This window comes from Falsiroseomonas frigidaquae (genome assembly GCF_012163145.1).
GTDB classification, from domain to species: domain Bacteria; phylum Pseudomonadota; class Alphaproteobacteria; order Acetobacterales; family Acetobacteraceae; genus Falsiroseomonas; species Falsiroseomonas frigidaquae.
In genome coordinates this window covers 834,786-849,709 of sequence record NZ_JAAVTX010000002.1, presented here as the reverse complement: position 1 = coordinate 849,709, position 14,924 = coordinate 834,786, and the positions used below count along the sequence as shown (strand labels likewise).

Here is a 14,924-nt window from a genome sequence, read left to right as displayed (position 1 = left end):
GACATGACCGATCTGTTCTCCCCGCTGACCATCCGTGGCGTGACGCTGGCCAACCGCATCGGCATCTCGCCAATGTGCCAGTATTGCTGCGACGATGATGGCCGCCCGACCGACTGGCACATGGCGCATCTGCTGCAGCGTGCCCTCGGCGGCGCCGGCCTGGTGATGGTCGAGGCCACCGCGGTGCTGCCGGAAGGCCGGATCACGCCGGGCGATGTCGGGTTGTGGGAGGATGCGCAGATCCCCGCCCATGCGCGCCTGGCCGCCGCCATCGCCCATGCCGGCGCGGTGCCGGCGATCCAGATCGGCCATGCCGGCCGCAAGGCCAGCCGGGCGCCGGCCTGGGTCGATGAGCCGGCCAAGCCGGGCTGGGAGATCGTGTCCTCCAGCAACCTGCCGATGGGCCATTTCGCCGCGCCGCGCCCGATGACCGAGGCCGAGATCGAGGACCTGCCCGCCGCCTTCGCCGCCACCGCCAGGCGCGCGCTTGCCGCCGGCTACAAGGTGATCGAGCTGCACGGCGCGCATGGCTACCTGCTGCACCAGTTCATGTCGCCGATCTCCAACAAGCGCAACGACCGCTGGGGCGGCGATTTCGAGGGCCGCACCCGGCTGCCGCTGGCCGTCGCCAAGGCGGTGCGCGAAGCGGTGGGGGAGGAGGTGCCGCTGCTGCTCCGGATCTCCCACACCGATTGGATCGAGGGCGGCTGGAGCACGGCGGAGAGCGTGGAGCTGGCGAAGCGCATGTCCGCGCTCGGCATCGACATGATCGACGTGTCCTCCGGCGGCATCGATCCGGCCCAGAAGATCGTGCTCGGCCCGGGCTACCAGGTGCCGGGGGCGGAGGCGGTGAAGCAGGGTGCCGGCGTGCTGGTGGCCGCCGTCGGTCTGATCACGGAGCCGGAGCAGGCGCAGGCGATCATCACCGAGGGCCGCGCCGACCTGGTGCTGCTGGCCCGCGCCACGCTGCGCGACCCCTATTGGCCGATGCGCGCCGCCGTGGCGCTGGGCCGGGTGGACGCGATCCGCACCCCGCCGCAATACGACCGCGCCTGGGGCTCCATCGCGCGCATGGCGATGCGCGCCGAGACCGGCGACCCGATGCCGCCGCTGGGCTGACCCGAAAGCCCTCCCCCGCGTTTGCGGGGGAGGTTGGGTGGGGGCTCCGGCGCCCACGACCGCCGAAGAAAGCTGCCAGGCTCGCCTCAATCCACCTTGATGTCGCCGTCCTTGATCACCCGCTCCCACTGGGTGATCTGCGCCAGCAGCTGCGCTGACGCCTCCGCCGCCGTACCGCCCACGGGCTCGAAGCCGAGCTGGGTCAGCCTTGCCCGCATCGCCGCGCTGGTGACGGCGCGCTGCGATGCCTCCGCCAGCCGCGCCACCACGGCCTCCGGCAGCCCCGCCGGGCCGACCAGTGCGTTCAGCAGCGCCGCATCCACCGCCCGGAAACCCGCTTCCGCCATGCTCGGCACCTCCGGCAGCAGGCTGGTCCGCGTGCTGCCGGTGATCGCCAGTGCCCGCAGCCGGCCGGCGCGGACATGTTCCGCCATGGCCGGGATGGTGCCGAAGGCCATGTGGACGCGACCGGCGATGAGGTCCGTGATCATCGGCCCGCCGCCGCGATAGGGCACATGCAGGAAGGTGAAGTCGGCCGCCAGGCGGAACTGCTCGCCCGCCATATGCACCGCCGTGCCGTTGCCGGCGGAGCCGAAGGTCAGCTCGTTCGGCTTCGCCTTGGCATCGCGCACCAGCGCCGCGAGATCCTGCCAGGGGGCGGAGGCCGGCACCACCAGCACCAGCGGCGACCGCACCAGGACCGAGACGAAGCTGAAATCCCGCCTGGTGTCATAGGGCAGCCGGCTGCCGAGCAGGCCGGGATTGACCACGAAGGCGGTGTCGATGACCCCCAGCGTGTGCCCATCCGTCGGCGCCGTGGCGATCGCCTGGGTGCCGGTGACGCTGGCGCCGCCGCCGCGATTCTCCACCGCGAAGGACTGGCCGAGCGACTGCGACAATTCCTGCGCCAGCAGCCGCGCGGTGATGTCCGTGGCGCCGCCGGGCGGATAGGGCACCACCAGCCGCACCGGGCGGCTGGGATAGGTCTGGGCCAAGGCGGGCGCGGCCAGCCCGGTGGCGAGGGCCGCACCCAGCAGGCTGCGGCGGCGAAGCGTGATGGTCATCGGCTGCTTCCTTCCCGTTCTTCTTGTTTCTATTCGCGGCCCAGGGTCCAGCTCTCGGTCAGCCAGGGCGCCAGACGTTCCGGGTCCAGCTCCAGCCCGATGCCCGGCCCCTCCGGCAGCGCCACCATGCCGGCCGAATCCAGCTCCGGCGTGCCGAGCACCGTCAGCAGCGGATTGGGCGTCGCGTCGTATTCGATGAAGGGGTAGGGCGCCGGCCCGCCGCCGCGGCGCGCCGGCAGCAGCGCCGCCATCTGCAAGGCGGCGTGGAAATTGACCAGCGTGCCGAAGACATGCGGCATCACCGGCAGGTCGTAGGCGTCCGCCAGGGCCGCGACGCGGCGAAATCCCGTAAAACCGCCACACACCGTCAGGTCCGGCTGCAACACGGAGAAGGTGCGGGCGGCGAGGAAATCGCGGAAGGCGGCGAGGCTGGCCAGCGCCTCGCCCCCCGCGATGGCGCAGGGCACGGAGCGGGCGACGGTCTGGTAGCCGGGGATGTCCTCGGGCTGCAGCGGCTCCTCGATCCAGAGCAGCCCGGCTTCCTCCATCCGCCGCGCGGATTCGATGGCGGAGCCGACGCCGTAGCCCTGGTTGATGTCGACCATCAGCGCGACATCCTCCCCCACCTGCCGGCGCAGCGCCTTGGTCATCACGCCATCGGCGCGCGGGTCGAAACCGGCGCGGGGCTTGATGGCGCGGAAGCCGCGGCGCAGCAGGGCGTCCACCTGTTCGGGATAGGCGCCGTAGGGGGAGCCACCCTCGGCGATGAAGGGGCCGCTGGCATAGGCCAGCGCGCGGTCGCGCAGCGCCCCGCCCAGCATCGCCGCCACGCTGATGCCCTGGCAACGCGCCGCCGCATCATGCAGCGCCATGTCGATCGCGGAGGCCGCCATCATCGCCGGGCCGCGCCGGTCATAGCCCAGCGTGCCGAGCATCGCGTGGTACAGGCGCCCATAGTCGCGCACCGGTTGGCCCAGCAGCAGCGGCGCCAGCTTCGTCTTGATCAGCGCCGCGGCGGCGAATGGGGAGGCAAAGACCTCGCCCCAGCCGACAACGCCGGATTCCGTCACCACGCGGACCAGCAGGAAGTCGCGGCGGCGGATGAAGGTGGAGGCGTTGCCGAGTGCCGGTGTCGGGCTGAAGCCGGCGTGGAAGCCCTGGATGCTGGCGATCTTCATGCGTTTCCCCGGCGCCTTTTTCGCTGTGTGCCTGGCGGGCAGGCTGCGGCGCGGCGGGTCATGCTGTCAAATAGCGAACCATGCTGACATCATGGCCGGATGGCTATGAACCTCAATCTGCGCGAGCTGCAGGTGTTCCGCGCCGTGATGGAGCAGGGCGGCGTCACCGCGGCCGCCGCATCGCTCGGCATGTCCCAGCCCAGCGCCAGCAAGATGCTGCAGCAGGCGGAGGAACGGCTGGGCTTCGCGCTGTTCGTGCGCCAGCGGAAGCGCCTGGTGCCGACGGCGGAGGCGCATGCGCTGCTGCCGGAGCTGGTCGGCGCCTTCACCGCGCTGGATGACCTCGGCCGGCTGGCGGAGGATCTGCGCGGCGGACGTTCCGGCCTGCTGACGCTGGTCGCGGTGCCGGCGCTGACCACCACGCTGCTGCCGCGCGCCATCGCCCGCTTCCGTCGTAGCCGGCCCGAGGTGGCGCTGGCGCTGCGGGCGGTGACGGCGATCGAGGCGGTGAACCTGGTGGCGGACCACCGCGCCGATCTGGCGCTGATCCTCGGCACCACGGTGGATGGGCGGACGGAGGCGCGCAGCCTGTTCACCTCCGAGATCGGCTGCGCCCTGCCGCCCGGGCACGCGCTGGCGGCGAAGCGGGCGCTGCACCTGGCGGATATCCTGGACCAGCCGCTGATCTCGCTGGGCCCGCAGCAGCCGGTGGGTGCCGTGCTGCACCGTGCGCTGGCAGAGGCCGGGCGCAGCGGGCGGATCGCGATGGAGGTCTCCCAATCCGCCATCGCCTGCGCCCTGGTGCGGGAGGGGGCCGGGGTGGCGGTGCTGGATGGGGTGGGGTTGCAGGAGGCGCGTTCGCAGGGCTTGCCGGTGCGCCGGCTGCTGCCGCGCACGCGGCTCGCCGTCAGCCTGCTGCGGCCACGGCACCGCGCGCCATCCCGGCTGGAACAGGATTTCGTGGCGGTGCTGGATCAGGTGGTGGCGGAGGAGGGGCGCGCGCCGTGACGCGCGCCCTGGCGGTCACGCCCGGCCGGCGGCCTTGTCGGCCTCGTAGCGGGCCTTGGTCTCGGCGTTCGCCGGGTACAGGCCGGGCAGGGCGACGCCCTTGCCGACCTCGACCATGATCCAGGCCTCCAGCCGTTCCTGCTCCACCGCGGCGTCCACCACGGCATCGAGCAGCGCGGCCGGAATCACCACGGCGCCGTCCTGGTCGGCCACCACAATATCGCCCGGCACCACGGTGACGCCGCCGCAGCCGATGGTTTCCTGCCAGCCGACGAAGTTCAGCGCGGCGACGGAGGCCGGCGCCACATAGCCCTGGCAGAACACCGGCAGGCCGGTGCCGATCACGCCGGCGCCGTCGCGCACCATGCCATCCGTCACCAGCCCGGCGACGCCCTTCTTGGCCATGCGGGCGCACAGGATGTCGCCGAAGATGCCGGCGGCGGTGCTGCCCATGGCATCCGCCACCGCGACGGCGCCTTCCGGCATCGCCTCGATCGCCGCGCGGGTGGAGGTGGGGGAGGCCCAGCTATCGACGGTGGCCAGATCCTCGCGCGTCGGCGTGAAGCGGAGCGTGAAGGCGGGGCCGACGATGCGCTTGGTCGGGCCCGGCTCCAGCGGACGGCTGCCGGCGATGTAGCAGAAGCGCACGCCCTTCTTCAGCAGGACCGTGGTCAGGGTGGCGGTGGTCACGCCCATCAGGGCGTCGCGCTGTGCGGGGGTCATTCTCGGGGCGGCTCCGTGCTTCGATGGCGAAGCTTGAAGCGCGATGCGGGCCGCCCGTCCAGGGTGCCCCCCGCCTACGGCATCCGCGCCAGCGCCACGCCCCAGGGCGGCAGCGTGCCCTGCGGATCCGGCAGGATCGCATCGGCCAGCGGATGCGCCCCTTGCAGCAGGGCGGGCGGCACCGGCGCGGCCTGGCCGGAGAGGTTGAACAGGCAGCGCAGCCGGGCACCGCTTGCCGTATCCACCCGGTCGTAGCCGAGCAGCGGCGCCGGCAAATCCAGCGGCACCAGGTCGCCGGTGATCATCGCCGGGTGGCCGTGGCGCAGCTTCAGCAGGGCGCGGGTGAAGTGCAGCGGGCTTTCGGGATCGGCCTCCTGCACGTCGATCGCCAGCGGCAGATGCGCGTCGGGCACCGGCAGCCAGGGCGTGCCGGTCGTGAAGCCGGCATGCGCGGCGTCCCGGCGCCAGGGCATTGGGGTGCGGGACCCGTCGCGGCCGGCGAAATCCGGCCAGAAGGCGATGCCGAAGGGGTCGCGCAGCGCCTCGAAGGGCAATTCCGCCTCGGGCAGGCCCAGCTCCTCCCCCTGGTATAGGCAGATGCTGCCGCGCAGGGTCAGCAGCAGCGCCAGCAGCAGGCGGGTGACGCGCGCATCCGGCACCTGGCCGGGCGCCCAGCGGGTGGCGGTGCGGACCACGTCATGGTTGCTGAAGCACCAGCAGGCCCAGCCATCCGGGTTCGCGGCCGCCTGCACCAAAGCGGTGGCGATCGGGTGATCGAAGACGCCGCGCAGCGGGGCCAGCGTATAGGCCATGTGCAGCAGCCCCGGCCCGGTGGACCGCGCCACGCGGGCATGCGCGCCGGGCTGGGAGGACAGCTCGCCCAGCAGCGCGCGGTCCGGGAAGGCATCCGCCGTGGCGCGGAAATGCCGCAGGATGGTGGGCGTCTCCGGCCCCATCATGTCGAACTGGTGCAGCTGCATGCCGAACAGTTTTGACGGGATTTCCGGCTTCGGCGGCGCGGCGGGATTGTCCCGCAGCTGCGGGTCGCGATGCATGAAGTCCAGCGCGTCGATCCGGAAGCCGTCCACGCCGCGCGACATCCAGAAGCGCATGATCTCCGCCACCGCGTCGCGCGTGGCGGGCTCCGCCAGGTTCAGCGCCGGCTGGTCGGCCAGGAAATGGTGCAGGTAGTATTGCCGGCGCCGCGTCTCCCAGCGCCAGGCCGGGCCGCCGAAGACCGAGAGCCAGTTGTTCGGCGGCGTGCCGTCCGGCCGCGGATCGGCCCAGATGTAGCGATCCGCAAGCGGCCCGGTACGGCGGGCGCGGCTTTCGATGAACCAGGGGTGCTGCACGCTGGTATGGCCGACCACCAGGTCCAGCATCACCTTCAGCCCGCGGGCATGGGCAGCCTCGACCAGCGCATCGAAATCCGCCTGGGTGCCATAGGCCGGGTCGATGGCGCAGTGGTCGGCGATGTCGTAGCCAAAATCGGCCTGCGGCGAGACATAGATGGGCGAGAGCCAGATCGCGTCCACGCCGAGGCTGGCGATGTGGTCGATCCCCGCCAGCAGGCCGCGCAGATCGCCCACGCCGTCGCCATCCGCGTCGCGGAACGACCTCGGGTAGATCTGGTAGATCACCGCGCCCTGCCACCATGAACTCATGCATCCGCTCCAATCTGTTCGGAGTCAGAAAAGCCTGGATCGGGCGCGGGTTGCATCGGCGGGCAACCGGCCACCGGCCTCGGACGTTCCTGGCCCTCCGTAGTGAGGAGCCGCTGGTATGGACGACAAGGACCGTTTGGACGAAGCAAAAGGCGCGGAGGACGCGCTGCGCCCGACCCTGCCGGGTGGTGAGCGCGTGCGGGAAGGCGAGAGCGGCGAGGATGCCGGCGAGAACGATGCCGCCGGCACCGTGGACAACCCGATCCAGCCCGGCGCGACCCAGCCGGGGGAGACGATGGAGCAGGCGCAGCTGCGCGGCGGCCCCATCGATGTCTCGCCCGCCCGTCCCAAGCGGGGCTGAACTCAGGCAGTCGCCAGCACGGCTGCGGCCAGATCCTCGCCGGCCCAGCCGACCGATTTGAACACGGTGATTTCCCGGGCATCGCGGCGTCCGGGATGCGTGCCGCGGCACAGGTCGAACAGGTCGGCGGCCACCTGGGCCTCGGTGATCGCGCCTTCCGCGATGGCCTGCACCACGTCGCCGGCCTCCGCCAGCCCGCCGGCACGGGTGTCCAGCACCAGGGTGGCGCGGGCCAGCAGGGCGCCGTCGCTTTCCCGCATCGTCGGCCGGAAGGCGCCGACCAGGTCCACATGCGTGCCGGGCGAGACCGCCGCGCCGTGCACCAGCGGCGCCTCGGACAGGGTGGCGGCGGAGACGATATCGAAGCCGGCGGGATCGGCACTGGCCGTGGCCACCGCCGGCAGGCCATGCGCCGCCAGCCTCGCGGCCAGCGCCTCCGCCTGCGCCGGCTTACGCGCCCAGATGGCCACATGCTCGATCGGCAGGCGGTCGCACCAGGCTTCCGCCAGCGCGGCGGCCACGCGGCCGGCGCCGAGCACCAGCAGCCGGCGGCTGTCCGGCCGCGCCAGGAAGCGGCCGGCGAGGGTGCTGGCGGCGGCGGTGCGGCGGTCGGTCAGCTCGCCGCCATCCAGCATGGCGAGCGGCTGGCCGGTCTCGGCATCGGACAGCAGGTATACGGCCTGCACCGCCGGCAGGCCGCGGGCGCCGTTGGCAGGCAGCACATGCACGGTCTTCACCCCGGTATGCCGCGCGGTCCAGGCGGGCATCAGCAGCAGCATGCCGGCTTCGGGCAGTGCATGGCGGTGCCGCAGGGGGGCCTGGCAGCCATCACGGAACATCGCATGCAGCGCTGTTTCCAGCCCGGCCCAGGGCAAGGCGCCGCGAACCTGCTCCGCCGTCATGATCCGCATCGCGTTCCTTCTCCCAACCCGACAGTATCTCTGACGCAGCTTGGCGCCGGCGCAGGTTAACCGGAAGATGGACCGTTTGACACGCGCAGGCGCGCCGCCTAGCGAAGCTGAAGGGCGCGCGGAAACGCGCGTTGATCCCCGCCCGGCGCTGGCGCAGCATGAATCCTGGGCGTTCCCCCAGGGGGCATGCCGCCGGAAGAACCGGACGGCTCAGAGGCTTCGTAGTCGAGATTTAGGGAGTTGACGGAATGAAGGCACTTCGCCTGACCCTGGCCGCCGCCATGGGGGCCGCCGCCATCGGGGCCGCCGCGATGATGGTCGCACCCGCGATGGCCCAGGCGCCCGCGACCGGCGCCGCCACCTTGGATGCGATCCGCGCCCGCGGCACGCTGATCTGCGGCGTGAACACCGGCCTGGCCGGCTTCGCACAGCCCGACAGCCAGGGCGTCTGGCGCGGCTTCGACGTGGATTACTGCCGCGCCGTCGCCGTGGCGCTGTGGAACGACCCGGGCAAGGTCCGCTACGTGCCCACCACGGCGCAGAACCGCTTTACCGCGCTGCAGTCCGGCGAGGTGGACCTGCTGGTCCGCAACACGACCTGGACCCTGTCCCGCGACACCTCGCTGGGCTTCGACTTCACCGGCATCAATTTCTACGACGGCCAGGGCTTCATGGTGAAGACCTCCGCCGGCGTCCGCACCGCGCGCGACCTGAACGGCGCGACCATCTGCGTGCAGCCCGGCACCACCACCGAGCAGAACCTGACCGACTGGGCGCGCGCCAACCGCATCCGCTTCACCCCGGTGGTGATCGAGCGGCTTGAGGAAGTGGTCGGCGCCTATGTCTCCGGCCGCTGCGATGCCTATACCACGGACGTCTCCGGCCTGGCCTCCACCCGCTCGGCCCAGCCGCGCCCGGCGGAGCACATGATCCTGCCGGACGTGATCAGCAAGGAACCGCTTGGCCCGGCAGTGCGCCACGGCGACCAGCGCTTCGCCGACCTGGTGAAGTGGATCCATTTCGGCCTGGTGGGTGCCGAGGAACTGGGCATCACGGCCGCCAATGTGCAGCAGGCGGCGCAGTCCGATGCGCGGCCGGACGTGCAGCGCATGCTCGGCCGCAGCGGCGATCTGGGACAGATGCTGAGCGTCGACAACGCGTGGATGGTGAACATCATCCGCACCCTGGGCAATTACGGCGAGATCTTCGAGCGCAACCTGGCGCCGATCGGCCTGCAGCGCGGCCCGAACGCGCTGTGGACCAATGGCGGCCTGCAATACGCGCCGCCGCTGCGCTGACCTTCGAACACCTGACCCGGGCCGGCATGGCCCTGGCCGGGTGAAGCCTGATCCGGGCGGCCCGCGTGCCGCCCGGCCTTCTGGACCAGCGATCCTGCCCGCAGCACCGGGATTGCGTGCCACCGGCCCACCTTTTGCATGGACCTTGGCCTCGACGCCCCTTTTGCACCGGCTGGACCCTGGCTCCGCCACCTTTCGACCCAAAGACCTTACATAGCCGGTGGGAGCCAACCTGCCGGAGCCTATCCGCAACAGGGATGCTGCATGTCCTCCTCGACCGCCGACCCGCGCCTTGCCAAGGCCGGGCCGCCCCGACGCCCGATCCGCCTGTCCTGGTCCGATGAACGCCTGCGCGGCATCGTCTGGCAGGTTCTGGTCGTGGGCATCGTGGGCCTGATCGTCTACTGGCTGTGGTCCAACACGGTCCACAACCTGGCAGTGCGCCGGATCGCCACCGGCTTCGGCTTCCTCGACCGCGAGGCGGGGCTGCCGATCGGCGAGAGCCTGATCGACTACGACCCGACGGACACCTATCGGCGCGCGCTGACGGTCGGCGTGCTCAACACGCTGAAGGTGGCGGTGGTGGGGGTGGTGCTGGCCACCATCCTCGGCACGCTGGTCGGCATCGCGCGGCTGTCGCAGAACTGGCTGCTGTCGAAGATCGCCGGCTTCTATGTCGAGGTGATCCGCGACCTGCCGCTGCTGCTGCAATTGCTGTTCTGGTACACCATCCTGCAGAGCCTGCCCGGGCCGCGCCAGGCGCTGAACCCGGTGGATGGCGTGTTCCTGTCCAATCGCGGCCTGCTGCTGCCCTTCATCGAATGGTTGCCCGCGCATGGCTGGGCCATGGTGGCGCTGGTGGCGGGCTTCGTGGCCACGCTGTTCTACGCCCGCGCCATGCGCGCCCGCCAATACGCCGATGGCCAGCCGCGCAAAGTATGGCCGGCCGGCCTGGTGCTGATGGTCGGGCTGCCGCTGCTGGTCTGGATCGCGCATGGCGCCCCCTTCACACCGGATATCCCGGCGCTGCGCGGCTTCAACTTCCGCGGCGGCATCGCGATGACGCCGGAGTATTTCGCGCTGCTGCTCGGCCTGGTGACCTACACCGCCGGCTTCATCGCGGAGATCGTCCGCGCCGGCATCCAGGCGGTGAACCAGGGGCAGTGGGAAGCGGCGCAGGCGCTGGGCATGCGCCGCGGCGACATCCTGAAGCGCATCGTGCTGCCGCAGGCGCTGCGGGTGATCGTGCCGCCGATGACCAGCCAGTATCTGAACCTGACCAAGAACAGCTCGCTGGCCGTCGCCATCGGCTACCAGGACATCGTCAGCATCGCCAACACCACGCTGAACCAGACCGGCCAGGCGATCGAGGGCATCGCCATCATCATGCTGGTCTACCTGACCATCAGCCTGTCGATCAGCCTGTTCATGAACTGGTATAATTCCAGAATTGCCCTGGTGGAGCGCTGAGCATGAGCGACGTCACGCTGAATGCCGCGGCGGCCAGCCCGGAAGCCGCGCCGCGCGCCGCGCCGGTGACCAGCACGGGGACGGTGGCTTGGCTGCGGGCCAACCTGTTCTCCTCCTGGATCAACACCGCCGTGTCCCTGGCGCTGGCCTATCTGCTGGTGCGCTGGACCATCGGCTTCATAGACTGGGCCTTCATCAATGCCATCTGGACCGTGCCCATGCAGGGCAACGTGCCGCAGACCCAGGCCTGCCGGGCGCTCGAAGGCTCCGGCGCCTGCTGGGCGGTGATCGGGGAGAAGCACCGCTTCATCCTGTTCGGCACCTACCCGTATGAGGAGCATTGGCGGCCGCTGCTGGTCTGCGCGCTGTTCATCGCCCTGTACGTGGTTTCCGCCATGCGGCGCTTCTGGTCCTGGGTGCTGATCCCGATCTGGGTCGGCACGCTGACCCTGATCGGCGTGCTGATGTGGGGTGGCGTGCTCGGCCTGTCCTATGTGCCGCAGGAACGCTGGGGCGGGCTGCCGATCACGCTGATCCTGTCCACCTTCGGCCTGGCCTTCGCCTTTCCGCTGGCGGTGCTGGTGGCGCTCGGCCGGCGGTCCAAGCTGCCGGCGATCAAGACGCTCTGCGTGCTGTATGTGGAACTGGTGCGCGGCGTGCCGCTGATCAGCCTGCTCTTCATGGCCAGCGTGATGTTCCCGCTGTTCCTGCCGGAGGGCATGAACATCGACAAGCTGCTGCGCGCGCAGGTCGCCATCACGCTGTTCGCCGGCGCCTACCTGGCGGAAGTGGTGCGCGCCGGGCTGCAGACCCTGCCGCGCGGGCAGTATGAGGCGGCCGAGGCACTCGGCCTGTCCTACTGGCACAAGACCGGCCTGATCATCCTGCCGCAGGCGCTGCGGCTGGTGATTCCGCCGCTGGTGAACACCTTCATCGGCTTCTTCAAGGACACGTCGCTGGTGCTGATCATCGGCATCTTCGACCTGCTGACCGCCGGCAAGACGGCGATCGTGGAGCCCGCCTGGCAGGGCTTCGGGATCGAGGTCTATGTCTTCGTCGGCGCCATCTACCTGGTCTTCTGCTTCGCCATGTCGAAGTACAGCCAGGACCTGGAACGCGACCTCAACCAACATCGCCGCCGCTGAACGCAGGCCCCGGAAGAATGAGCAGGGAAGCTGAAAATGGGTGACACCATCGAGACCGAGGGCCGCTTTGCCTCCGCCATGCGGGCCGATGCGCCGCCGGCGATCGTGCTGCAGGACGTGAACAAGTGGTTCGGCGCGCTGCATGTGCTGCGCGACATCAACCTGACCGTCGCAACCGGCGAAAGGGTGGTGGTCTGCGGCCCCTCCGGCTCCGGCAAATCCACCATGATCCGCTGCATCAACCGGCTGGAACAGCACCAGCAGGGCAAGATCATGGTGGACGGGATCGAGCTGTCCGACGACCTTCGCAGCCTGGACGCGATCCGCCGCGAGGTCGGCATGGTGTTCCAGTCCTTCAACCTGTTCCCCCACCTCACGGTGCTGGAGAACTGCACCCTGGCGCCGATCTGGGTGCGCCGGATGCCGAAGAAGGAAGCCGAGGAACTGGCGATGGAGTACCTGGAACGGGTCCGCATCCCGGAGCAGGCGAAGAAATACCCCGGCCAGCTTTCCGGCGGCCAGCAGCAGCGCGTCGCCATCGCGCGCGCGCTGTGCATGAAGCCCAAGATCATGCTGTTCGACGAGCCGACCTCGGCGCTCGACCCGGAAATGATCAAGGAAGTGCTGGATACCATGGTGATGCTGGCGGAGACCGGCATGACCATGATCTGCGTGACCCACGAGATGGGCTTCGCCCGCCAGGTGGCCGACCGGGTTGTGTTCATGGACCGCGGCGAGATCGTCGAGAGCGGGGAGCCGGAGGCACTGTTCAGCGACCCCAAGACCGACCGCCTGCGGCTGTTCCTGAGCCAGATCCTGCGCGGGCATTGAGGCGCCGGGTTGCGCCGGTGATCTCGGAGAGGGCTTCGCCCTCCCCGCGCCCTACCCACCAGGGGCCTCGGGCCCCTGGACCGCGAGGTCCTGGGCAGGAATGGGTTCGAAGGGCCGAAGCCCTTTGTGGCGGGGGTATGGGGGGAGGCAACGCCTTCCCGGCATCGCCGGCGCAACCCGGGGGCCAGCGTGCTTGCGCCGGCCCCGGCATCGGTCCTATGGCTCCCCAGGTTCCGCGCTTGGAGCAACGCCTTTGAGTCATCCTCCTGCGGCCGCGCGTCCTGTGACGGCGGTTGCCCTGATTGGTGTGCTGGGTGTCGTCTACGGCGATATCGGGACCAGCCCGCTTTATGCGTTGCGGGCCTCGCTGCTACATTTCTCATCCGATGGGATCGAGCGCTGGGAGATTCTCGGGCTGCTGAGCCTGATCTTCTGGGCGCTGGTGCTGACCGTCACGGTCAAGTACGTCACCCTGATGCTGCGTGCCGACAATCGCGGCGAGGGCGGCATCCTGGCCCTGATGGCCCTGGCGCAGCGCCAGGCGCAGTCCGACCGGGGGCGCTGGCTTGTGGCGCTGGTGGGCATCGCAGGGGCCAGCCTGTTCTTCGGCGACGGCATCATCACCCCGGCAATCTCCGTGCTGTCGGCGGTCGAGGGCCTGAAGGTCATCTCGCCGACATTCGAGGAAGCGGTGGTGCCGATCGCGCTCGGCATCCTGCTGGCGCTGTTCCTGGTACAGTGGCGCGGCACCGGCAGCATGGGGCGCATCTTTGGCCCGATCTGCGCGGTATGGTTCGCCGTCATCGGCCTGCTCGGCCTGATCGAGGTGGTGCAGGAACCTGAGGTGCTGGTGGCGCTGTCGCCCACCTACGCGATCCAGTTCTGCCTGCACTACCACCTGGCGGCCTTCATCGCCTTCGGGTCGGTCGTGCTGGCGGTGACGGGGGCGGAGGCGCTGTACGCCGATATGGGCCATTTCGGCCGTCGGCCCATCCAGATCGCCTGGGTCGCGCTGGTGCTGCCGTCGCTGGCGCTGAACTACTTCGGCCAGGGCGCCCTGCTGCTGTCCAACCCCGCGGCCATCGAGAACCCGTTCTTCCTGCTGGCGCCCGAATGGGCGCGGCTGCCGCTGGTGGTGCTGGCGACGCTGGCCACCATCATCGCCAGCCAGGCCATGATCTCCGGCGCCTTCTCCATCGCCCGGCAATGCGTGCAGATGGGCTTCCTGCCGCGGCTGACCGTGCTGCACACCAGCGAGACGGAACAGGGCCAGATCTACCTGCCGCAGGTGAACATTCTGCTGCTGATCGGCGTCGTCATCCTGGTGCTGGAGTTCAAGAACAGCGACAGCCTGGCGGCCGCCTATGGCCTGGCGGTGACCGGCACCTTCGTCTGTACCTCCTGCCTCGCGCTGCTGGTGTTCCGGGGGCTGTACCGCTGGTCCTGGCCGCTGGTGATCGGGGTGTTCGGCCCGCTGCTGCTGCTGGACCTGACCTTCTTCATCTCGACCGCGCTGAAGATCCCGGAGGGCGGCTACGTGCCGCTGGTGCTGGGCGTCATCCTGTTCACGCTGATGCTGACCTGGCGCCGCGGGCGGGACCTGCTGTTCGCCCGCTTCCGCCAGGACAGCCTGCCGCTGAAATCCTTCCTGGCCCGGCTGCCGCAGTCACGCACCACGCGGGTGCCGGGGATTGCCGTGTTCATGACCAGCCAGGCGGATTTCGTGCCCGGCGCGCTGCTGCACAATCTCAAGCACAACAAGGTGCTGCACCAGCGGGTGCTGTTCGTGACCGTGCTGAACGAGGACATTCCCCGCGTCGAGGACCGGCGGGAGGTGACGGAGCTGGCGCCCGACATCCACCGCGTGATCCTGCGCTACGGCTTCCTGGAAAGCCCGAACCTGCCGAAGGAGCTGGAAGCGCTGCGCGATGTAGGCATTCCCTTCGAGCCGATGCAGGCCAGCTACTTCCTGGGGCGGGAGACGGTGGTGGCCGCCGCGGTGCCGAAGATGCCACGCTGGCGCCAATGGCTGTTCACGCTGATGAGCCGCAACGCGCTGCCGGCCACGGAATTCTTCCGCATCCCCTCGGACCGGGTGGTCGAGCTGGGCGTGCGGGTGGCGATCTGAACCGGGGCCGCGCTGCCGCGTTGC

The 14,924-nt window shown here is 70.2% G+C and carries 13 protein-coding genes; 8 read left to right on the top strand and 5 right to left on the bottom strand.

What is annotated here, in order from left to right; translation table 11 throughout:
- Positions 1 to 3: 3 nt before the first annotated feature.
- On the top strand, positions 4 to 1,119 hold the full coding sequence (locus tag HB662_RS08465; RefSeq protein WP_168049139.1) for an NADH:flavin oxidoreductase/NADH oxidase: 1,116 nt from the start codon (positions 4 to 6) through the stop codon (positions 1,117 to 1,119).
- Between the two features lie 86 nt (positions 1,120 to 1,205).
- Here HB662_RS08465 and HB662_RS08460 read toward each other — a convergent pair whose 3' ends face one another.
- Both HB662_RS08460 and HB662_RS08455 read right to left on the bottom strand, forming a co-directional pair.
- A complete protein-coding gene (locus HB662_RS08460) occupies positions 1,206 to 2,183 on the bottom strand; it encodes a tripartite tricarboxylate transporter substrate binding protein (protein WP_168049136.1) in 978 nt (325 codons plus the stop codon).
- 29 nt (positions 2,184 to 2,212) lie between these two features.
- Positions 2,213 to 3,361 (bottom strand): mandelate racemase/muconate lactonizing enzyme family protein, encoded by a 1,149-nt coding sequence (locus HB662_RS08455; RefSeq protein WP_168049134.1) that lies wholly within the window; start codon positions 3,359 to 3,361, stop codon positions 2,213 to 2,215.
- Positions 3,362 to 3,460: 99 nt separating this feature from the next.
- On the opposite strand from HB662_RS08455, the gene HB662_RS08450 reads away from it, so the two are divergent.
- A complete protein-coding gene (locus HB662_RS08450) occupies positions 3,461 to 4,369 on the top strand; it encodes a LysR substrate-binding domain-containing protein (protein WP_168049132.1) in 909 nt (302 codons plus the stop codon).
- A 15-nt stretch (positions 4,370 to 4,384) separates the two neighbouring features.
- Here HB662_RS08450 and HB662_RS08445 read toward each other — a convergent pair whose 3' ends face one another.
- Together HB662_RS08445 and HB662_RS08440 are read right to left on the bottom strand one after the other, a co-directional pair.
- Positions 4,385 to 5,092: a ribonuclease activity regulator RraA gene (locus tag HB662_RS08445; protein WP_168049130.1), complete on the bottom strand. Its 708-nt coding sequence runs from the start codon at positions 5,090 to 5,092 to the stop codon at positions 4,385 to 4,387.
- A 74-nt stretch (positions 5,093 to 5,166) separates the two neighbouring features.
- Positions 5,167 to 6,756, bottom strand: a complete 1,590-nt coding sequence (locus tag HB662_RS08440) for an alpha-amylase family glycosyl hydrolase (RefSeq protein WP_168049128.1) — start codon at positions 6,754 to 6,756, stop codon at positions 5,167 to 5,169.
- Positions 6,757 to 6,874: 118 nt separating this feature from the next.
- Between HB662_RS08440 and HB662_RS08435 the strand changes: the two genes are divergently transcribed.
- A complete protein-coding gene (locus HB662_RS08435; RefSeq protein ID WP_168047656.1) occupies positions 6,875 to 7,117 on the top strand; it encodes a hypothetical protein in 243 nt (80 codons plus the stop codon).
- A 2-nt stretch (positions 7,118 to 7,119) separates the two neighbouring features.
- On the opposite strand, the gene lhpI is transcribed toward HB662_RS08435, so the two are convergent.
- Complete coding sequence (gene lhpI, locus HB662_RS08430) at positions 7,120 to 8,028, bottom strand: bifunctional Delta(1)-pyrroline-2-carboxylate/Delta(1)-piperideine-2-carboxylate reductase (protein ID WP_168049126.1); 909 nt, start codon at positions 8,026 to 8,028, stop codon at positions 7,120 to 7,122.
- Positions 8,029 to 8,276: 248 nt separating this feature from the next.
- On the opposite strand from lhpI, the gene HB662_RS08425 reads away from it, so the two are divergent.
- From HB662_RS08425 to HB662_RS08405, 5 genes are all read left to right on the top strand, one after another.
- Positions 8,277 to 9,326, top strand: a complete 1,050-nt coding sequence (locus tag HB662_RS08425) for an amino acid ABC transporter substrate-binding protein (RefSeq protein WP_168049124.1) — start codon at positions 8,277 to 8,279, stop codon at positions 9,324 to 9,326.
- Between the two features lie 264 nt (positions 9,327 to 9,590).
- Complete coding sequence (locus tag HB662_RS08420; RefSeq protein ID WP_168049122.1) at positions 9,591 to 10,796, top strand: amino acid ABC transporter permease; 1,206 nt, start codon at positions 9,591 to 9,593, stop codon at positions 10,794 to 10,796.
- A gap of 2 nt (positions 10,797 to 10,798) precedes the next feature.
- Positions 10,799 to 11,941: an amino acid ABC transporter permease gene (locus HB662_RS08415; RefSeq protein WP_168049120.1), complete on the top strand. Its 1,143-nt coding sequence runs from the start codon at positions 10,799 to 10,801 to the stop codon at positions 11,939 to 11,941.
- 36 nt (positions 11,942 to 11,977) lie between these two features.
- Positions 11,978 to 12,772: an amino acid ABC transporter ATP-binding protein gene (locus HB662_RS08410; protein WP_168049118.1), complete on the top strand. Its 795-nt coding sequence runs from the start codon at positions 11,978 to 11,980 to the stop codon at positions 12,770 to 12,772.
- Positions 12,773 to 13,055: 283 nt separating this feature from the next.
- Positions 13,056 to 14,900 (top strand): potassium transporter Kup, encoded by a 1,845-nt coding sequence (locus tag HB662_RS08405; RefSeq protein ID WP_342449467.1) that lies wholly within the window; start codon positions 13,056 to 13,058, stop codon positions 14,898 to 14,900.
- Positions 14,901 to 14,924: the final 24 nt, after the last annotated feature.